Here is a 20330-nt window from a genome sequence, read left to right on the forward strand (position 1 = left end):
TAAGTTTGAAAAGCTCAATTGTATTGATTGTGAATGAACCTTGTTCATTCGATAGTTGTCTTGATCCATAAAGAATCGAAGACCCCTGCACATTTGGTTGTTTTACTTTGTTCAGTTTTCAAAGATCTACTGTATTCATGGTGTTTCAATGTTCGTCGCCTCGTTATCAGCAACTTTTATATCATACCATTTAGTCAATTTAATGTCAATAACTTTTTTCAAAAAGTTTTTTGATCAATCATTGTCGGCTTCCGGTTGGAAGCGTTCCCTTACTCGACTTTTAGTAGTATATCATCTTGCAAGAGTTAGTGTCAAGAAAAAGTTTTATCAATTTTTGACGTTCGTTCGTCTCTCACAAGCGACAAGATATACTTTATCACGATATCGAATACTGGTCAATAGAAAAAAGCTAAAAAGTAGAAGTTTTTATTCAATCTCTGCTGTCAGTAATTCCGCCGCTTTAATTTAGAGCTGTATTTCATAAAGGTTATAAGCATTATCGTTAACTTCAGGAACTTTTTTATTGACTTCAAGCAATTTAAACCCACTTTTTTTATAGAAAGTGTTCAAGTACAGATTATCTGCCATACAGTCTAAACGCACTTTCTCTTTTTGATCTATCCGGGAGATTTCCAGCGCTGCCTCCATTAAACTTTTTCCTAAATTCTTGCCATGAGCATTTTTGGTTAAGGTGATTCTGTGTAGATAATAAGTATGATGCGATTCATCTATTCCCCAAAGTGTTTTATCCCATGCGCTCTGTTCGTCCCATAAAACGAACATTCCCATTACTTGTTGATCTTGTTTCACTAGATAGACTTCATTTCTTTCTATGGCTCTTTGGGTATTGTGAACATCTTTTCCTGACAGCAAATCACTCCATTGAGAAGATCCCTTAGCCGCAAGCCATTCAGCTGTTTCTGTCAGAATCGACAATACTAATTCATAATCTTTTTGCTGTGCTGTTTCTATTTTTAACATGCTCATTTATATCCCCCATTTATAACTAAAGAGAAAACCTCCGCAAGAAGTTACCTTCTTGCAAGAGGTTTTCAGATGCTTTAATCATCTAATATGAATTATAGTCGTTCGTTAAGTTCTTTTGCCAATTCTTCAAATCCAGGTTTACCTAATAGAGCGAACATATTTTTCTTGTATGCTTCTACTCCTGGCTGATCGAACGGATTGACACTGTTCAGATATCCTGAGATCGCAACAGCTATTTCAAAGAAGTAGAATAGGTATCCTAATGTATATGCACTTGTATCAGGAATATTCAGCACAAAGTTTGGAACATCTCCGTCTGTATGCGCCAATAAAGTTCCTTGGAATGCTTTTGTGTTGACAAAGTCGATTTCTTTCCCTTCTAAATAGCCTAATCCATCAAGATCTTCAGATTCTGAGGGTATCTTCACTGATTTAGCAGGATTGTCGATTTTGATCACAGTCTCGAATAAGTTGCGTCTTCCTTCTTGGATATATTGGCCTAAAGAATGAAGATCTGTTGAGAAGTTTGCACTTGAAGGATAGATTCCGCGCTGGTCTTTCCCTTCTGACTCACCGAATAACTGTTTCCACCATTCAGAGAAGTATTGCAAATTTGGTTCATAGTTGATCAGCAGTTCTGTAGAATATCCTTTGCGATATAATACATTTCTTAATGCTGCATATTGATAAGCTTCATTATTTGATAGATCAGAATCAGTATATAGGCTGGCAGCATCCGCTGCACCTTTCATTAGATCATCTAGGTTCCCGCCGCTGACTGCGATCGGTAATAGTCCAACTGCTGTTAAAACAGAGAAACGTCCACCGACATCATCGGGAATGACAAAGGTTTCATAACCTTCTGCATCTGCTAATGATTTCAAAGCACCTTTTTCTTTATCTGTAGTAGCAAAAATACGGGACTTGGCTTCTTCTTCTCCATATTTTTCAATCAGAAGATTTTTAAATACTCTGAAAGCAATTGCTGGTTCAGTTGTAGTCCCCGATTTAGAAATAACATTAACTGAGAAGTCTTTGTCGCCGATAACTTCAATTAAGTCTGCTAAATAAGTCGAACTGATACTGTTTCCTGCAAAGAAGATTTGAGGTGTTTTTCTTTGTTCTCCACTTAGTTCATTATAGAAAGAGTGATTTAGAAAATCGATCGCCGCTTTTGCACCAAGATAAGATCCGCCAATTCCGATAACCACTAAGATTTCTGAGTTAGATTGGATTTTCTCTGCAGCTGCTTTGATGCGTGCAAACTCTTCTTTATTATAATCTGTAGGAAGCTTGACCCATCCTAAGAAATCACTGCCTGCTCCAGTGCCGTTTCTCAGTGTATCATCAGCTGTTGATACTTGAGCTTGCATGTTTCCTAATTCTTCTTTACCGATAAAGCGATTTAGTACGTTTGAGTAATCAAATGAAATATGACCCATTCGAATTCTAACCTCCATATTTTTGATATCGTTCTCTTTATATTTTATATGATTTAGGCAAGAAAAAAAAGAGAAAGCTTGAAGTTCCTCTTTTTGTTCAAAGGTATTAAATTAAAAGAAATTGCGGGACACCAGATATCTCCCACTCTTTAAGCGTTTTTGTGATCTTTTCAGAATGTTCCCAAGACAGTTCACTATTATCGGGCAATAAATCCAGAGGTGTTCTTAATTGTTCATCTTCATAGGTGAATACAAACAGAGGGACACGATGATTTTCTACCACTGCATTAGTCAGTTCATTCAACTCAAGTTTTTCAACTTCCAGCAGTAAAACTTCTTTCATTCTATCAATAATACAAGCTAAACCTGTTTTTTTCGGCAGAACCTCAGTCGCTGGAAAAGAAAAACCTTCTTCTTCTTTCTTGACTAAGAAGACGTATCTGTCTTCTTCGTCTTTCACTAAAACGGTACATGCTACATAATGATTTTTTGCTATCACAATTTACACCTCTCGTAGTCTTACCAAACATCCATGCAATTAACCCAGATAACTAAATAGGTCATTTTTAGTCAACCAGGCTATTATATATTATACTTTTCATTAAGTATAGAGGCAGATGCTTTCTTTTAATTAGAAAAGTTTTTTTCTTCTATTTCAGTCAATGCTTCATCTATCCAGTTGGGCATTTGCTTTCGAATCGATTCGAATTCTGTCCCTGTCCTGCGGCCATATCTTGGATTTTTCTTTTTATTTGAAAAAGGATGATAGTTAGGTTTATGCAGACTTCTCATAGAAAGACTGATTTTTTTACTATATTCATCGATATCCATCACAATGACTTCTACTTCGTCATCTACCTTGACGATGTCCTCGATCTCTTTTATAAACCCATGTTTTAACTCAGAAATATGCACGAGCCCTTGTGTTTCGTCATCTAGCGAAACAAATACTCCATAGGGTTGTATACCAGTGACTTTGCCTCGCACACGGTTGCCGATTTTGTATTCCATGAACTCACCTCGCTGTCTGTCATGGAGTATTATTTTCATATCCTTTTTAGTATAGCATGAATAACAGGCATAGGGAAATTGTGATTCAAGTTGAACCTTATGAAGAAATAAAGAATGAATTGAATAATGGACCCTCTGGTAGAAATTCACTTTTGACAACGATATAATGTAAGAAAAGGATAAAGGAAGTGGCGTATGGAAAGAATATTTGATGAAATCATTGATCGTTCCGGTACCAACAGCGTTAAATGGGATGGCAGAAAACTGTTCTTTGATTCTGAAACTGCATTGCCGATGTGGGTAGCCGACATGGACTTTGATAATGCCCCGGCAATTAAAACTGCATTGCATAACTTAATCAATCAACAGGTTTTAGGATATGCGCTGCCTTCAGACACTTTATATCAGTCCATTATTAATTGGCAAAATGAGCGACATCAAATGAACATCGCTAATGATCAAATATTATTTGCTCCAGGGGTCGTTGGCGCATTAGCTGTCTGTATCCAAGCTTTTTCCGAACCTGGTGAAGGTGTGATGATCAATGATCCTGTTTATACTCCTTTTGCTTCCGTTACAGAATCTAACAGTCGGAAACTTTATCGATCTCCTCTATCTATTTCAAATAACCAATACATTATGGATTTAAAAGATATTGAAGATCAGTTCAGTCGTTATTCGATTAAAGTATTCCTATTATGTAATCCGCATAATCCAGGTGGACGAGTCTGGTCCAAGGAAGAACTGATTCAGCTTACGGACCTCTGTATACAATATGGTGTGATTCTGATCAGCGATGAGATCCACAGTGATCTGGTCTATTCTGAATCAACACATTACTCTCCCGTTGCATTAAACGATACGTACAGGGATACTGTTGTTACACTGCATTCAGCAAGTAAAACCTTCAATATCGCTGGTGTCAAACTCGCTTATTTTATTGTCTGCAATGATGAACTCAAAGAAAAAATCAGTTTTGTGCAGTCACAGACCGAACAAAGCGGTATTTCCACATTTGGGATGGTTGCTACAGAAGCTGCTTTTTCAGAAAGCCGTGACTGGCATAACGCATTGCTTGAATATCTTGAGGATAACCGTCAGTATGTCACAGATTTTTTTGACCACGAGCTTCTTGAAGTCCGGTATATGAAGCCTGAGGCAACCTATTTATTCTGGTTTGATGCTTCGACTTTGAAAACACCTGGTGAAGCATTGAAGCAGCTTTTCGTAGACATAGGGGATGTTGCATTAAATGACGGTACTGCATACGGAGAATCCAGCGGACAGTATATGAGATTAAACTTTGCTTGCCCTAGAACGATGCTGGAAGAAGGGCTCAAGAGAGTCAAAAAAGTTTTTGATGAAAAAACAGCTGAATAGTTCCGCTATAAGAAAGAACCGTTTCCTCTTGAGGAAACGGTTCTTTCTTATGATAATTCATTCAAAGCTAAGATCAAGCTGCCTGTAATGCCTGCATCGTCATTCAGTCCTGGAGACGTAATATATTCTTCCAGAGCCGGGGTTGCAACATATCCATTTAACAGCTTTTGAAATTGTTCTCTAACCAAAGGAAACAGCTGCTTCTGTTTCATGACACCGCCGCCGAGAATGATTTTTTCCGGGCTGATAATCAGTGTATAATTCATTAATGCCTGTGCTAAATAATACGCCTGAATTTCCCAGACTTTTTGATCATCTGACAAGTCCTGCGCTTTCTTTCCATATCTTTTTTCAATCGCCGGTCCTGATGCTAATCCTTCTAAACAATCTTTATGGAAAGGACAGATTCCTTCAAAGGTATCTTCAGGATGTCGTTTGACTAGCAAGTGCCCCATTTCGGGATGACCAAACCCTTCTAATGGTTCCCCGTTTACTACTGCTCCACCACCGATACCTGTTCCAATTGTAAGGTAGACACAGGATGATTTCCTTTTTGCAGCGCCTCTTTCCAGCTCACCTAATGCTGCAGCATTGACATCTGTCGTCCATCCGATTGGTATTGAATAGCGGTTTTTCATTTGCCCTAGAAAGTCTGTCTGCTGCCAAGCTGTTTTAGGGGTTGTGGTTATATAGCCATATGTTTCAGACTGCTGATTGACGTCAATGGGGCCAAAAGATCCAATTCCCATTGATTCTAATTCAAATTGATCAAAAAACTCGAAAACTTTTCCAAGTGTTTCTTCTGGTGTAGTGGTAGGTATAGTTACTCGATCTTGAATCGCAAGTTCGTTATCGCTGACAGCGCATACAAACTTTGTTCCTCCTGCCTCTATTGCTCCTAACATATTTCCACTCCTTTAATGAGTATGTATCAAAAAGCAGCGTACCTGCGCACCCTGCTGATTGATCAAACTATCATAATCCTTATCTGTTGATGGTGATCGTTTCGATAACGACATCTTCGTTAGGCTTGTCCATCATATTTCTTTCTACGTTTTGGATTGCTTCAGCTACATCCAGTCCGGATACTACGTGCCCGAAAACAGTATGTTTCTGATCCAACCATGGCGTTCCGCCCTGTTCTTTGTAAGCTGTAATGATTTCATCTGGGAAGCCCGCTTGTTCTAATTGGCCGACCATTTGCTCTGGCAGATCAGACATTGTTACAATAAAAAACTGGCTTGAATTGGTATTAGGTCCAGCATTTGCCATAGACAGAGCACCTTTCAAGTTAAACAGTTCTGTAGAAAACTCATCTTCAAAGTTTCCGCCCCAAAGACTTTCTCCGCCCATACCGCTTCCAGTAGGATCTCCACCTTGAATCATGAAGTTTGGAATAACACGGTGGAAAACAACACCGTCATAGTAACCTTTTTCAGCTAAACCAGTAAAGTTTTCTACTGTTTTGGGTGCATGTTCCGGGAATAATTGAACAGTAATATCCCCTTTGTTTGTTTTGATTGTTGCAGTTAATGCTTCGGCATTTTGTCCTGCTAATTGTGGAAATTGACTCATCGTTTAAATTCCTCCTTTGGTATCATTAACAGTTTACCTTAGATTCCTCAGATTTCCAACCTCTTTATTCGAGCCGTTGATTAAGCTGTGTTAGTGAACATAAACCAGCTGATTATTCAAAACTTCATTCATTAAAAATTTATCTTCAGAGGTTCAATCTTTTCTATTAATAACTGTTTTATTCATGTTATCATTAACATTGGATCTGCATTTTAAATAAAGGAAGATTACTCATGGCATTTTTAAGCAACTACCCGCTGATTTCAGCATTGTCTGCAATTGTTCTGACGCAAATTGTTAAAATTCCGATCGCTTTTTTATTAGGTCGGCCGACTTCTTTAGCGTTGGCAACTTCTACTGGAGGAATGCCTAGTTCCCATTCAGCAGGCGTAACAGCACTCATTACTAGCTTGGTCATTCAATATGGATTTGCCTCTCCTTTAGTCGCGATCGCTGTAACCTTTGGTGTCATAGTCATATTTGATTCTATGGGGGTCAGAAGACAGAGCGGTGAACATGGTATATTAATTAACGAGCTGATTGCAGACTTAGAAAATCTCAGAAAAACAATTATTACAATTGGACAAGAAGGACCGAAAAGTGTCAAAAACATGATTGACGAAGAACGCTATTCAAAAGAATTTCTTGGCCATAAGCCTATAGAAGTATTCTTTGGAATATTATCTGGAATTCTGATTGCTTTCTTAGTACGGTTAGCTTACTAGTTTTTGATTTGTAATTGGATTTAGTAAAATGGAGGAAATATAGTGGCAAGTGAAAAAGAACTTTTTGATATAACCATCATCGGCGGCGGGCCGATCGGCATGTTTGCTGCTTTCTACGCAGGAATGAGAAACGTGAAGACCAAGCTGATTGAGACACTGCCTGTTTTAGGCGGACAGGTCGCTTTGTTATATCCTGACAAAACGATTTACGATATCGGCGGATATGCAGCAGTAACCGGGAAAGAACTGATCAAACAGCTGCAGGCACAAATGTCTTTATTTGATCAAGAAATTTGTCTTGAAGAACAAGTACAAGACGTGATCAAGAATGAAGAAGGTATTTTTGAATTAACGACTGCGAAAGGTAAACATTACTCTCGTACAGTCATTATCACCACAGGTCAAGGTGCTTTTAAGCCTAGAAAATTATCACTAGAACATGCAGAAGATTTTGAAGATCAGTCGCTGCATTATATTGTCAGTAATATAGAACAATATCGTGATAAGACGGTAGCTATCTGCGGCGGCGGTGATTCAGCAGTGGACTGGGCACTGACATTGGAGCCTGTTGCTAAAAAGGTTTATCTAGTACATCGCAGAAATAAATTCCGAGCTCATGAAGCGTCCGTGGAGCAAGTCAAGACCTCATCAATTGAGTTGCTTACTCCATATATTCCGCATGAGCTGCACGGTTATGATGGTCAGCTAACTGCTGTGACCTTCAAACAAGCAAAAGGCGAAGAAACCAAGACTATTGACTTAGACTTTTTTGTCGTCAACTACGGATTCAGTTCATCGATTGGTCCACTAAAAAATTGGAACATCGAATTAGAAAAAAACGACATTATCGTAAGTCCGAAAATGGAAACTTCCATTGAGGGAATCTATGCTGCTGGAGATATCAGCACATACGATGGTAAAATAAAACTGATCGCAACTGGATTCGGTGAAGCACCGACTGCAGTCAATCATGCGGTACATTATTTGCGTCCAGAAGAACATGCTCAACCCTATCAAAGTACTAAACTATCATTTGACGACTAACAAAACGCAACATACATTTTAAAGGAGGAACCTTAAATGGTCCAACCAAGTAAAGCATTGCATAAAGTAGCGCTAGAGCGGTTAAAAGAACGCGGTGTCAGTTTAGAAGAAATTGCAGAATTGGTTTATGATCTTCAGCAGCCTTACATTGCTGATGTTACTCACGAGATTTGTCTGGAAAATGTTCGTTCTGTTATTAAAAAAAGAGAAGTTCAGAATGCTATCTTGACCGGTATTGAGCTGGATGTTTTGTGTGAACAAGGCAAACTGAGCAGCCCGCTGCAAGAAATTATTGAAGAAGATGAAGGGTTATATGGTATTGACGAGATTCTGGCTTTATCAATCGTCAATGTCTATGGATCAATCGGTTTTACAAACTATGGTTATCTAGATAAAACAAAGCCAAAATTAATATCAAAATTAGATAATCATGAAGACAAAGAACATACCCATACTTTTCTGGATGATATTGTTGGAGCCATCGCAGCAGCGGCTGCCAGCAGACTAGCTCATGACAATCCTGGAATCTCAGACATCATGCAATAAACAAAAAAAGTAAGTAAAAACACCAGACTATCTGAGGTCTGGTGTTTTTACTTACCGTAGGGGAAATATGACCATATACTTGAAGTACACATGAGTTTTAGAATCATAGTTTACTTGCTTTTTATTATCGCAGCATCTTTAAATAAGAAAGTTTAAGATACAAAAAAAGTTTCGAGCGCAAGCACGAAACTTTTTTTGTATTTCAGATAGTGGGTTGCCGCTTAGGACAAAGGTTAGTTGTTGAGAGAATCATACAAGTTGAGGGGCTCGTATGTCTTCATAGCTAATTTTAATAGATGGTTCCTACTTAAAATTTCTGTGTGTCAAAAAGTAGTCAGTCATTTTTCTTTAATTCCTCAAAATATATTTTATGTGCTTTTGCTTCATTTTCCAGTTCGAACAGTTCCATATTCCGAACTGCTGCTTCAGCAAGTTTTTCACCTTTGTCCTTATCTCCCGTCAAGTAATAGCAGCATCCATTTAGAAAAGAACATTTGATTCTTTCATAGATGTATCTTGATCCACTCAGATAGTCTTCAATTTTAAAAATATATGTTCTAACTAGATCAAGCTGCCGTTTTTCCAACATCACCACTACAACGTTCATCAGCATCAAGACCATCTCATCTGAATATCGGCTGATTTGATTATAGTTATTTAAAACTTTTACGGCTTTTTTAGCCAGCAATCCAATAACTTCCCCATCAAAGATAAATATTATATTGGTAAATAAGGCTACTTCATAATATTGCCAATTATCAATACTGAACAGATAATGTTGAATTACTTCTATTTTTGCCGTTTCAACAGGCTCTTTAGTCAGCCGTTTTTTTAAGGCATGACACAAGACACTCATATGTTCATTCCGAATCAGTTCCTCTTTAGATGCTAAGTAACGATCTTCCAGAAACTGCAGGCGACTGATGTCATTTTTCCTAAATGCCTCATTAATACCATTAAAGTCATCCATGACACTATCCTGAAGCTCTTCAACTTTTAAAATGTATTCATTAATTGGAATGTTTAAGACATTGAGTAAATTAACGATCTTGGGAAATCCTATATTTGTTTCTTCTCGCTCAAATTTCGAAATATTAGAAGCACTGATTTTTCTTGATGAATTTGATTTCTCAGACAACTCACTTAGAAATCTGGTAGAAACATTTTTACTTTCACGAAGTTCTTTAAAAGCCTGTCCATATTTTTCAATCACGGTTGGTTCTCTCCTTATAGATGCGGTCCTCTTTCTCGCTGACTACTATATGACCCAAATTTCTGAAATTTCTACTCTGCCTTTTACTATGTGAGTAACTCATGGTAAAAGGAGTGTTGAAAATGATCTTATTACAACTTGCTGGCTTAATGTTGACTAAAGGTTTAATCTCTACTCAAGATATTATAGAATTAATTGGAACTGGAAGATAATCTACATAACTTATGAACTTAAATAAGCAAAAGGCTACTTAAATGATAGCCTTTTGCTTATTTGATATCCAATGATAAATGAACTTTCTATCAGTATAAAAAAGAAAATAAAACAATACATAAAAAAGTCTTGCGGCAATGCATTAATGATTGGATCAGTTGCCGGGTCAAACAGCCATGCATCATTATTGAAAAACAGCTGATGGAATAGGACAAACATCTGATCAAAACTGACAGCCAGCAGCATTAGTAGAATCGGTGGTATCAAACAGGCTATAAAAAATGGCTTGATCAGTATCCAGATTCTTTTTGTCTGTTTCAAAAACTTCAAATAAAAGAAGGAACCGACCAGTGTAATGAACAAAACCGCATAATTAAGATAAAATAATCTTTTTACTTCGTAAAAGTGAAATAGCCCGCTCTCAGAACTTGAGAAATCTGGAAAGTTCAACTCTTGTATCCACGGAAAGTGCAGGTAGCGTAACAGCACATAGTAATTATCCATAAGCTGATCATAAGAAAGACCCAATCTTTCTGGCAAATTCTGCTGTTCAACGGTTATTTGATATAAAGGAATACACCAGATTGTCAAAGCAATAGCCGCCGAGACAATGAGTAAAATCAAACTAATGATCCCAAAAAAATCTTTAAATTTAGCTGTCATTAGATTGTCCATTCGTCTAATTTCTGAATTGTATAGGTCGGCTGATCAATGATAGTCTCCATATCCTCTTCTGTTGTGAACCCTGTAAAGACTAATAAAGTGTCGATTTCGTTGTTGATTCCTGCTAGAATATCCGTTTCGTAGTTGTCTCCAACCATCAGCACTTCATTCTTATCTAATCCGATTTTTTTGATTGCTTCATCCATTATAATCGTTTCTGGTTTACCTACAAAGGTCGGCTCAATACGAGTAGCTTTTTCAATCAAAGCAACGACTGATCCGGCGCCTGGCACCATTCCTCTTTCAGTCGGCAAATTAGTATCTTTATTGGTTGCAATAAAACTAGCCCCTTTTTGGATCGCCAAGGTTGCAATTTCACACTTTTCGTAGGTTAACGCTCTATCCAAACCGACAACTACATGATCAGGCGCTTCTTCATCGATTGTAAATCCAGCTTCAGTAACGGCTTCATGAAGTCCTTTTTCGCCGACCACATATACCGTTGAGCCGCCGAGTGTTTTCAAGTAATCAGCTGTAGCTAATGAACTTGTATAAATTTCTTCTTCATAAGCTTCAACTTGAAATTGTTCTGTCAGTTTTTTAGCCACTTCTTTTGGGCTGCTTGTAGAGTTGTTGGTCACAAACAAGAATGGCTTGTTTGCTTTTCTTAATCGATTTATAAAGTCCGGCGCCTCAGAGATTGGTTCTTTTCCTTTATACATCGTTCCATCCAAGTCGATCAGATACCCTTTATAGTCCTTTATCGTCTCTTCCATATACGTCTACCTCTCTCATGCTCGTTCTATTGTATTTCCCTATGCAACTTCCTGCTGTTTATCAGGATTCAGGATCATTTTTTTGACGAATTTTAAATTTTGTTTCGCCTTTTTGATTTTTCACTGTTTTCACTTTGTTTTCTTGTTTTGCTGAGTTTTGTTTCTGGTTTTGTACAGGCTCTTTTTGCCGATCTTTTTTAGTAAAAGTTTTTTTGGTCTGTCCTTGTTTTCGATCCGTTTTTTTCTCATTTTGTTTCTGCTTTTTCACTTGATCAAATTTTTTCAGATTCTGCTGTTTCTTGGTTTGCTGATTTTTTTGTTTTTGATTCGATTTAGGCTTCCGTTTGGATTGCCGCTGTTTTCTTTTTGGTTCGATTCTTTCCAAAACAAAATATGCACAGCCAAAGCTGCAATACTCAGTTAAATAGTCATTCAAGCTAGTAATTCGCATATCAATCGGAACTTTTTTATTTTTAGAATAATAAAATCCTCTTAGGCGCAGTTTCTCGTAGGCAATGTCTCCGACGATATAATCATATTTCTCCAAGAAATCACTATATCGCTGTTCAAGCATTTCCAGATCCAATGCATCTCTGTAATTTTCAATAATTTTATAAGCATCACCGTTTAGTGACAAAGTCTCATGATCAATTTTTTTGACGAGCTTGTCTTCGTCGCCCAAGTTGATATTTAAAATCGCTTCTTGATTCGACAGCTGCGTAGTCTCCTCTTTTTTTTCTTCTTTGTATGTTGTGTCGTTCATATGATCCCTTCTTCTTTTCTCTAAATTAATGGGTAATGTTGTTTAAGATATTCTCCGACAACTCTTCTTAAAAAGTACGGAAATAAAACTTTGTAGTCTGATTGCTGTGAAATTTCCGGGAAGAAAGGCAAGAATAGATAATGATCAACGGATGCGAGTACATAGTCTTTTTCAGATTCGATTGGTTCTCCCTTGATCAAAATCTCTTTTCCATCAAGTACTTGAATGTTTTTATAACATAATTGCCCAAAAACTTTCCCTCTGAATCCCAATCCTTTAATCGTTAGATCTTGCAATTTTTCTCTTTGTTCTTCCATTGAGAGGATCATGGTTTCTAGTTCATTTCCCCTCATTGTATATTTTAACACGCGCATAGGATGAGGCAAGGCTCTATGCAAGTCATCATTCGTAACAATGCCTTCTATCAGCGGCTGAAGAAACAGTCCTGAATTTAAAATAGCCAATTCTGTCTCAGCTTGCTCACTGACCGCGTCAAGTCCTACTTTCACAAAATTTGTACACTGTTTCCAGTTTGCTTCTAATAAATCAGGAATCGTAGATATCTGCTGTTTTTGAAGCAGTTCATGCCCCAATTGAAGATACTGATAAACGAGTGTTCTTTCATGAGCAGCCGGTTCAACCTCTTGATCGATACGGACAACTCTAGCTGCGGTTTTTTTTATTGTGTGGTCTGTTATCTCCAGTTCAATGCGACCTATATACTCACCGTATCTTCCGGCTCCAGTCAATAATGTATCGTTGACTTGTTCTCCTTCTGGAAGCAGGTGATGCGTGTGTGCTCCCAGAATCAAATCAATATCAGGGAAACGTTCAGCAATTTCTCGATCAAAATCGATCCCTAAATGGCTCATTAGAATCCACTGGTCCACAAATGGCTCATATTGTTCAAGCATGCGTTCTATCGTTATAAACGGATCTTCAACGTTCCATCCTAAAGGATCATAGCTCAAAGTCAATGGTATTGTGCAGGCTATTACACCTAAGCGTGTACCTTCTTTTGTTTTATAAATTTTGATAGGGACAGCCCAATCGGGAACTCTGTTGGTCTCCTGATCCACCAAATTAGATAAAATGACTTTAAAATCCGCATCGTCATAAAGATGATCCAATTCTTTTTTTGTACTGCCGATCCCTTCGTTGTTTCCAATCGTAACGGCATCGTAATGTGCATTGTTGAGTAATCGTGTGATGGCCTGTCCATTTGTAGCTTCTGTCAGTGGATGAACACGATCGCACGCATCCCCAATATCAAACATCAGCACTGTTTCATTAGCTGACTCATGTGCTGCACGCTGACTTCTTAAATATTTTGCCGTTCTAGGCCAGTTTTCCAAATGAGAATGCATGTCATTTGTATGATAAATGAATACTTTTTCCAATCTAGTCCCTCCGCCTATTGATGAACACTGTTAATAATACATCTTTTATTTTACGTTAAAAATCGTTTTCTATCGTTAACTTTACCATAATTTACTGGACTTTTCTTGTTAATCTAAATGGTTTTAAGCGAATAAACTAAACAATCGTTATACTATTGAACCAATAAGCTGGGATGGTTGTTCGATCTTTACATCAGCGGCGCAAACAATCTCAAAACTCTTTTTGCAAATAAAACGATAACAGATTGAGGTAAATCTTCTATTTTAATTTTTTCGCTCTGCTTCAATGTTTCCTTGTAATCCTGGATCATATCTTTGATCTCAGGCACACCATACAAAGCCACTGCATTTTCAAAATGCAAATATAAGCTTCTATAATCAAAGTTAATGGTTCCAATAACCGCCGCTTCGTCATCTACAATCAGCGACTTAGCATGCATAAAACCGCGTGTATACTCATAGACATCAACACCAGCTTCTATCAAATCTTTATAATAGGAACGGCTCGTCATATGTACCAAATATTTATCCCAAATTTTAGGCAGAATGATTTTAACATCTACACCACTTTGAGCGGCCAGCACTAAAGCGGTCTCCAGATTTTCATCCAAAATCAAGTAAGGAGTACATATCAAAACAGACTTTTTCGCTTGATGAATCATTTTAACAAACACTTGCTCTCCGACATTCTGTGTATCTGTCGGACTGTCTGCGAAGGGCTGGACATATCCTCTGCTGGATGATGCAGACGTTTGATTAAATTCAGGAAGAAAGCTAGTCATTTTTTCAGAAGACAGCGTTTCGTCCATTGTCTGCCATAATTCTAAAAAGATCAGTGTCTGTCCCCAGGCACCTGGACCATCAAGACGTATGCCTGTATCTTTCCAATGCCCGAATCGCTCAATTTCATTGATATACTCGTCTGCAATATTGATTCCACCCGTAAAGGCTACCATTCCGTCAATGGAAAGCACTTTTCGGTGGTCGCGATTGTTTTGAGAAGAAGTGAGAACTGGGTGAAAAGGATTATATACCCTGCATTCAATTCCTTTTGCTTCTAATTGTTCTTTTGTATCGTTTGGCAAGGTAACAAAACTTCCGATATCATCGAACATGACATTTACTTTCACTCCTGCTGCTGCTTTTTCAATTAGTATTTCTTGAATTTCTGACCACATTTTCCCTTCTGCCACAATAAAAAACTCAAAGAAAATATACTTCTCTGCTTTTACTAGATCTGCGAGCATCGCTTGGTAATAAGCTTCTCCGATTGGATAATAGGTTATCTTCGTTTGATCATACACTGGAAACCCCATCGTCTCCTGAAGATAATACATTTGTGTCGAATATTCATCGTACTCTTGAGATGCTGCTTCAAAAACTGAGCGATCTTCTAATAAATAGGAACGGTGAAATTTATAGATTTGTTCTAACTTTTTCTGCAGTTTTCTAGTCTTGGTCTGTCGGTTGAAAATCAAATAGAACAACGCGCCATACACGGGAAAAATCAGTACTTGCAGAATCCAAGTGATCTTGTAAGCTTCTTTTCCTTTTTTCCAGACAACATGCAGAGCGATAGCAACGGATAAAAAGGTGAACAAAGTTTCAAGAACAATAGAGTAAGCAACCGACTGATTAATAATGACAGCAAATATAGCAAACTGTATCACGATCAGAATAGCAATCAATACTCTTCTTCTAAAGATCTGCAGCAACCATTTATGTAACATTCTACTCATTCCTTTTAGCTATATTCACTTATCAGTATGCCTGTTTTCATCGGTATTGTCACTGATGTTTTCAATAATCAGTCATTATTTCTTAAAAATTTTTTCTATACAATGAAAAACAGCCTTTCCTAACGGAAAAGCTGTCTTAAATATGAATGCTAAATGAAAATTAACTGTTTAACGCAACGATTTTTGTACCGTGAAACTGATTGGTTTGGAGCTTTTCTGCAAGAAACGGCAGGTTCTGATAGTTGATTCCGCCTCCCGGCAAATTTTCGATTCGACCGGCTGCGTACTGGATCAGATCATTCAATCGATCCAAATTATCCGTAATGTCTCCTCCTAATCTGCCATGGGTTAAGATTCTAGAAACGTTTTGTTCAATCAGCCAATCCATTTCTTCAAACTGAGCTTCTGCAGGAATTTGATCAAAAGCCATGTGAAACGTAACTTCTGTGTTTCCTGCTAAAGCAAGCAACTCTCTCATCTGCGACCGATCAATTCGATCCTCAGCGGTCAGGCATCCGAAGACAAGTCCATCTGTCCGCAAGCGCACAGCGTTTTTGACATCTTCTTCCATAATATGGATTTCTTGTTTAGAGTAGATAAAGTCTCCTCCGCGCGGTCGGACCATAGTAACCACTGGAATACTGAGATTTTTACAATAATCTAAAACTTGAATGATCACACCATTCGAAGGAGTTGTACCTCCTACTGCTAAATTGTCGCATAACTCAATTCTTCCGGCACCTCGCTCAATCGCAGTAGGAATCAGCGTATAATTCTCAGCACAAAATTCTTTTAACATTATCAGTCAGCAGCTCCTTAATAATGGATGACACGTTTTGAAGTTAATTTTACACGTTCAATATGCTTCTAATCAATCAGCAAATAGTTCTTTTTCATGCTGAATTAGGTGGCTGAGCTTAGCCCACTGCTCATCTTCAGTCATACTATTGCCTTCTTCTGTAGAAGCAAACCCGCATTGCGGGCTGATACACAGCTGATCTTTAGGGACATACTGAGTCGCTTCTTGAATTCGGCTTTTCAACACTTTGATATCTTCTATCTTAGGAAATTTAGATGTCATCAACCCAAGCACCACTTTTCCATTACCAGAAAAATGTTCAAGGGGTCCAAAGTCTCCTGAGCGATCATCATCATACTCAAGGAAATACCCGTCATAGGATATATCGTTAAACAACTCTTTTGCTACAGGATAATAAGGTCCTGCTGCTGCATAAGATGACCGATAATTTCCGCGGCAGACATGTGTTGTCAGTACTAGATCATCAGGTTTATTGGCTAAAATGGTTTTTATATTTTCTTTGGCGGTCTGCTTCAGTTCAGTCCATTCTTCTTCCGAAAGCAACCCGCCTCTGATTCCGTCGGCTGCTAAAAATCCCCAGAATACATCATCTAACTGCAAGTAGCGACAGCCTAAATCATAAAAATCTTGAATAGCATCAATGTAGACTTTCCTGAGATCCTGTGCAAATACTTCTAACGTTTCGTAGTGTTCTTCTCTTCGGATGCCTTCATGCAGAAATTGGTTAGGGCTTGGAATAGAAAGCTTAGCCACTGCATCGTCATCAACGAATTCTTTCAAAGCTTTAAAGTGCTCCAGAAAATCATGCGTTTTATTCCAGCTGATTTCACCTGTTGTCCGAACATCCAGCGGTTCACTTTCAATCCCTTCCGCAAATTTATACCCGTGATCTTTACGGTACTGCTCAATTCCGTTGATTCCCCACATAAAATCCAGATGCCACCATCCACGTCGAAATTCTCCATCCGTTATCGCCTGCAGCCCGATTTCTTTTTGCTTTTCTACAATTCTGCTGATCTCCTGATCTTCTACTGCCGTCAGCTCTTCTCGAGACAACTCTCCATTTTCGAATGCAGCTCTGGCTTTTTTTAAATGATCAGGACGAAGCAGACTGCCAACATGGTCTACTCTAAATGGTCCTTTTACTGCTGTTTGATTTGTCATATGTAACTTCCTCTCTGTATTTCAATTTGGAAAAGCTTACTCCGCATACCTACTATAGTCACCAATATTTTATTAATTAGTTTACTTATTATTAACTAGTTCTCTTTGCAAGAACATACTGTTTAAAAATGGTAAGAACGGCACTGTTCAATTTTTTAAAATTCTGCATTTAAACTCAACAAGCATTTTAATCCTATTAAAAAAGTTGATTTTAATGTACTGAAACGGAGAACTTTTGTCAACTTCAATCAGCAGCTGTTTTATTCAACGTTGACATTCTCCGCTTGGTCTCATACAGTAATATAGGCAATAGTAAACGGAGGTAAGTATGGCAAAAAAATATTATGCAATCAAAAAAGGCCGCAAACCAGGAATTTATACAACATGGCCGGAAGCTCAAAAGCAGGTATCAGGATTTTCAGGCGCTGAATTTCAATCTTTTACTTCTAAAGAAGAAGCAGAACAATTCATCAATCCTAAAGAGATCGTTTCTCAATACACCGACGAACAGACCGTGACGGCTTATGTTGATGGTTCATTTGACAAAATAAACGGACGTTACAGTTATGGAGTGGTTATGCTGAAAGACAATACTGTTTTAGAGACATTGAAAAATGCTGACGATGATTCTAGATATGTAGAAAGCTATCAAATTGCTGGAGAGTGTTTCGGCAGCTTGAATGCTATCAAGTGGGCTAAAGAACATGGATATAAAAGAGTCATCATCCATTATGATTACTTAGGAATCGAAATGTGGGCAACTGAAAGATGGCGTGCAAATAAAGCAGTCTCTAAAGACTATGTAGCACATTTCAAAAAACTCTCTCAAGGCATCGAAGTAGCTTTCAAAAAAGTCAAAGCGCACTCTGGTGTAGAATTCAATGAACTAGCCGACCAATTAGCAAAATCTGCTCTAAAAAGTTGATATAAAGTAGAATGCTTTTGATCAGGCAGATCTCTGCCCTTTTCAAAAGCATTTTTGTTTTAGTCTATTCAGGAACTGTTCTATTGACTTCACTTGAATAAAAAGATCCATTTCTATAAAAATGTACTGTGTTAAAATGTTATTGAACAAGTTGATTTATATAGAAAGGAGAAAGAAATGAAACAAGCGATCAACATAACCGATTATGAAGAGGCTTACGAAGACAGTTGGGTGCGATGTAAGGCGCTTTCCTATTTACATAGTCAGTTTCATGATCAAATGTCTCGGAATAAAGATCGTTATTCTCTGGTAGAGGATGGCTACAATGAGGTCATTGAGCTGATTGCACTAGACGGTCAGAAAGTCGTGGGACTTATAGACGTCGGTGTTTATAGTGAAGAACGCAGCCGGCATGACGTTTATGTCCCTCATGCCCACCAAGGCGCTTATTTAGACAGCATTGCTGTTCACCCAGATTATCAAAAGTCAGGGATTGCACAAAGTTTATGGAACCAAGTCGTTGACCAGTTAAAAGAAAAACAAGTTGATTACCTTACGATTTTTACACGCGATGATATAGCTGCAAATGCTTTTTACCAGAAGAATGGTGCACAGCTCCTGACAAAGCATTATCGCGTTCTTGGAAAGCCAAAGCAGGATACATATAAAAGAGGCCGATTTTCAGTTGATCTTGAACATAATAGAATTGGAGAATGGACAGCTGAAAGTCAACCTATTCCATTTGTTCCGGATTATCCCCATACTTTCTGGGTTTTCGAAGAATCAGACTTGGGACTATTCGATGCTGAGTCCGTTACCGCAGAATATACGTATGTTTTATATATTTAACTTACAAAAACTGTCCCCTTTCCACTTTAAAGAAAAGGAAAATCATATAAGGAAAAAGGCCGGCTATAGAGTGTTCTCTATAACCGGCCTTTACAATACTTCAGATATTATTTTCCGAATACTTTAAAACGATCTTCATCGTTCATGTAATCTTTATCTCCTGCTGGAGCTTCTGGTGAACCGAACACTAACTGTGCTCTTAGTTTCCAGTTTGAAGGAATATTCCATTCTTGAGCGACTCTTTCGTCGATAACTGGGTTGTAATGCTGCAGGTTAGCGCCAATATTTAACTGAGCTAAAGCAGTCCAAACGTTTACTTGTGCAATTCCGCTTGCTTGATCAGACCAGATCGGGAAGTTGTCTGCATAAAGAGCAAATTGTTCTTGTAACTGTTTTACTGTGTCTTGATCTTCAAAGAACAAAACAGTTCCTTTACCATTTGCAAATCCTTGCAACTTAGCTTGTGTATTCGGGAAAGCATCTTCTGGAGTTAGTGGTTTCAATAACTCTTCAGTGATATCCCATAGTTTTTTGTGAGCATCATCAAACAAAATGACTGCTCTAGAAGTCTGAGAGTTAAATGAAGTAGGAGATTCCTTAACGACATCTTTAATTAGACTAACTAGTTCTTCTTCAGAAACTTCAACATTGCTACCTAATGAATAGATAGAACGGCGTTTTTTTAATTCATCAACAAATTGCATGTACTAATACTTCCTTTCTGAAATAACCTTACTTTTTGTAACTATGTCCATTATAACCTTATTCAATAGAATATCAAGAATAAACTTCAAATTCGTAATAAATTATTTCAGATGATAACTCCTTAATGTTGCAATGATTATTTTGTAATAGTTGAAATAAAATTTATGTTTATAAATCCATCGCATTCAGCACATCTTTTAGTGCTTTGAGATCATCAGCTGAGAATGTCAGCCCTTTGCCCATCTTACTATGATCCGGACTCCAGTCCCTGATATCAAATTTGGGATCATTGCCATTCCAGCTGACAATATTCAGTTCTTTTTTCCATCCGCTTTTCCCTTCACTTAAGTCACCGATGTGTTCCATGATCTCGAAATCAATTCCTGCCAT

General features: G+C 37.9%; 22 protein-coding genes. 6 read left to right on the forward strand and 16 right to left on the reverse strand.

From position 1 onward, the window contains the following. Positions 1–465: 465 nt before the first annotated feature. From B6F02_RS00010 to B6F02_RS00025, 4 genes are all read right to left on the reverse strand, one after another. Positions 466–987: a GNAT family N-acetyltransferase gene (locus tag B6F02_RS00010; protein WP_080145359.1), complete on the reverse strand. Its 522-nt coding sequence runs from the start codon at positions 985–987 to the stop codon at positions 466–468. A 92-nt stretch (positions 988–1079) separates the two neighbouring features. After that, positions 1080–2429: a glucose-6-phosphate isomerase gene (locus B6F02_RS00015; RefSeq protein ID WP_080145360.1), complete on the reverse strand. Its 1350-nt coding sequence runs from the start codon at positions 2427–2429 to the stop codon at positions 1080–1082. Positions 2430–2535: 106 nt separating this feature from the next. Continuing rightward, positions 2536–2928 (reverse strand): hypothetical protein, encoded by a 393-nt coding sequence (locus B6F02_RS00020; protein WP_256864612.1) that lies wholly within the window; start codon positions 2926–2928, stop codon positions 2536–2538. Between the two features lie 128 nt (positions 2929–3056). After that, complete coding sequence (locus B6F02_RS00025; RefSeq protein ID WP_080145361.1) at positions 3057–3440, reverse strand: CvfD/Ygs/GSP13 family RNA-binding post-transcriptional regulator; 384 nt, start codon at positions 3438–3440, stop codon at positions 3057–3059. Positions 3441–3635: 195 nt separating this feature from the next. Here B6F02_RS00025 and B6F02_RS00030 point away from each other — a divergent pair, with 195 nt between their 5' ends. Continuing rightward, positions 3636–4820 (forward strand): MalY/PatB family protein, encoded by a 1185-nt coding sequence (locus B6F02_RS00030; RefSeq protein WP_080145362.1) that lies wholly within the window; start codon positions 3636–3638, stop codon positions 4818–4820. Positions 4821–4867: 47 nt separating this feature from the next. On the opposite strand, the gene B6F02_RS00035 is transcribed toward B6F02_RS00030, so the two are convergent. Both B6F02_RS00035 and B6F02_RS00040 read right to left on the reverse strand, forming a co-directional pair. Continuing rightward, the gene (locus tag B6F02_RS00035; RefSeq protein ID WP_080145363.1) at positions 4868–5725 is read right to left on the reverse strand and encodes an ROK family protein; all 858 of its coding nucleotides are present in this window, start codon (positions 5723–5725) and stop codon (positions 4868–4870) included. 79 nt (positions 5726–5804) lie between these two features. Next, on the reverse strand, positions 5805–6395 hold the full coding sequence (locus tag B6F02_RS00040) for a peptidylprolyl isomerase (RefSeq protein WP_080145364.1): 591 nt from the start codon (positions 6393–6395) through the stop codon (positions 5805–5807). 233 nt (positions 6396–6628) lie between these two features. Between B6F02_RS00040 and B6F02_RS00045 the strand changes: the two genes are divergently transcribed. From B6F02_RS00045 to B6F02_RS00055, 3 genes are read left to right on the forward strand one after another with little or no spacing between them, the layout of a single operon-like run. Continuing rightward, a complete protein-coding gene (locus B6F02_RS00045) occupies positions 6629–7120 on the forward strand; it encodes a divergent PAP2 family protein (protein ID WP_080145365.1) in 492 nt (163 codons plus the stop codon). A 42-nt stretch (positions 7121–7162) separates the two neighbouring features. Then, positions 7163–8164: an NAD(P)/FAD-dependent oxidoreductase gene (locus tag B6F02_RS00050; RefSeq protein WP_080145366.1), complete on the forward strand. Its 1002-nt coding sequence runs from the start codon at positions 7163–7165 to the stop codon at positions 8162–8164. 36 nt (positions 8165–8200) lie between these two features. Next, on the forward strand, positions 8201–8710 hold the full coding sequence (locus B6F02_RS00055) for a phosphatidylglycerophosphatase A family protein (protein ID WP_080145367.1): 510 nt from the start codon (positions 8201–8203) through the stop codon (positions 8708–8710). A 334-nt stretch (positions 8711–9044) separates the two neighbouring features. On the opposite strand, the gene B6F02_RS00060 is transcribed toward B6F02_RS00055, so the two are convergent. From B6F02_RS00060 to B6F02_RS00095, 8 genes are all read right to left on the reverse strand, one after another. Next, positions 9045–9923, reverse strand: coding sequence for a helix-turn-helix domain-containing protein (locus B6F02_RS00060; protein WP_080145368.1), 879 nt, complete (start codon positions 9921–9923; stop codon positions 9045–9047). A 246-nt stretch (positions 9924–10169) separates the two neighbouring features. Then, positions 10170–10799: a TIGR01906 family membrane protein gene (locus tag B6F02_RS00065; RefSeq protein ID WP_143745148.1), complete on the reverse strand. Its 630-nt coding sequence runs from the start codon at positions 10797–10799 to the stop codon at positions 10170–10172. Then, entirely contained in the window at positions 10799–11575 is a 777-nt protein-coding gene (locus B6F02_RS00070) for a TIGR01457 family HAD-type hydrolase (RefSeq protein ID WP_080145370.1), read from the reverse strand. Before B6F02_RS00070 ends, B6F02_RS00065 begins: the two co-directional genes overlap by 1 nt. Before the next feature lie 61 nt (positions 11576–11636). After that, complete coding sequence (locus B6F02_RS00075) at positions 11637–12338, reverse strand: YutD family protein (RefSeq protein WP_080145371.1); 702 nt, start codon at positions 12336–12338, stop codon at positions 11637–11639. A gap of 20 nt (positions 12339–12358) precedes the next feature. Further along, the gene (locus tag B6F02_RS00080) at positions 12359–13738 is read right to left on the reverse strand and encodes a bifunctional metallophosphatase/5'-nucleotidase (RefSeq protein ID WP_080145372.1); all 1380 of its coding nucleotides are present in this window, start codon (positions 13736–13738) and stop codon (positions 12359–12361) included. A 188-nt stretch (positions 13739–13926) separates the two neighbouring features. Next, positions 13927–15468 carry a cardiolipin synthase gene (gene cls / locus B6F02_RS00085; protein WP_179128487.1) on the reverse strand — a complete coding sequence of 514 codons (1542 nt, stop codon included), beginning with the start codon at positions 15466–15468 and terminating at the stop codon, positions 13927–13929. Between the two features lie 169 nt (positions 15469–15637). Beyond that, positions 15638–16276 carry a copper homeostasis protein CutC gene (locus B6F02_RS00090; RefSeq protein ID WP_080145374.1) on the reverse strand — a complete coding sequence of 213 codons (639 nt, stop codon included), beginning with the start codon at positions 16274–16276 and terminating at the stop codon, positions 15638–15640. 72 nt (positions 16277–16348) lie between these two features. Then, positions 16349–17461: a 5-methyltetrahydropteroyltriglutamate--homocysteine S-methyltransferase gene (locus B6F02_RS00095; RefSeq protein WP_080145375.1), complete on the reverse strand. Its 1113-nt coding sequence runs from the start codon at positions 17459–17461 to the stop codon at positions 16349–16351. Positions 17462–17789: 328 nt separating this feature from the next. Between B6F02_RS00095 and B6F02_RS00100 the strand changes: the two genes are divergently transcribed. Together B6F02_RS00100 and B6F02_RS00105 are read left to right on the forward strand one after the other, a co-directional pair. Next, positions 17790–18386, forward strand: coding sequence for a ribonuclease H1 domain-containing protein (locus B6F02_RS00100; RefSeq protein WP_080145376.1), 597 nt, complete (start codon positions 17790–17792; stop codon positions 18384–18386). A 177-nt stretch (positions 18387–18563) separates the two neighbouring features. Continuing rightward, positions 18564–19235, forward strand: a complete 672-nt coding sequence (locus B6F02_RS00105; RefSeq protein WP_080145377.1) for a GNAT family N-acetyltransferase — start codon at positions 18564–18566, stop codon at positions 19233–19235. A 107-nt stretch (positions 19236–19342) separates the two neighbouring features. On the opposite strand, the gene B6F02_RS00110 is transcribed toward B6F02_RS00105, so the two are convergent. Both B6F02_RS00110 and B6F02_RS00115 read right to left on the reverse strand, forming a co-directional pair. Then, positions 19343–19939, reverse strand: a complete 597-nt coding sequence (locus tag B6F02_RS00110; RefSeq protein ID WP_080145378.1) for a nitroreductase family protein — start codon at positions 19937–19939, stop codon at positions 19343–19345. Between the two features lie 169 nt (positions 19940–20108). Continuing rightward, the gene (locus tag B6F02_RS00115; RefSeq protein ID WP_080145379.1) at positions 20109–20330 is read right to left on the reverse strand and encodes a YdbC family protein; all 222 of its coding nucleotides are present in this window, start codon (positions 20328–20330) and stop codon (positions 20109–20111) included.

The organism is Marinilactibacillus piezotolerans (genome assembly GCF_900169305.1).
Lineage (GTDB): Bacteria > Bacillota > Bacilli > Lactobacillales > Carnobacteriaceae_A > Marinilactibacillus > Marinilactibacillus piezotolerans_A.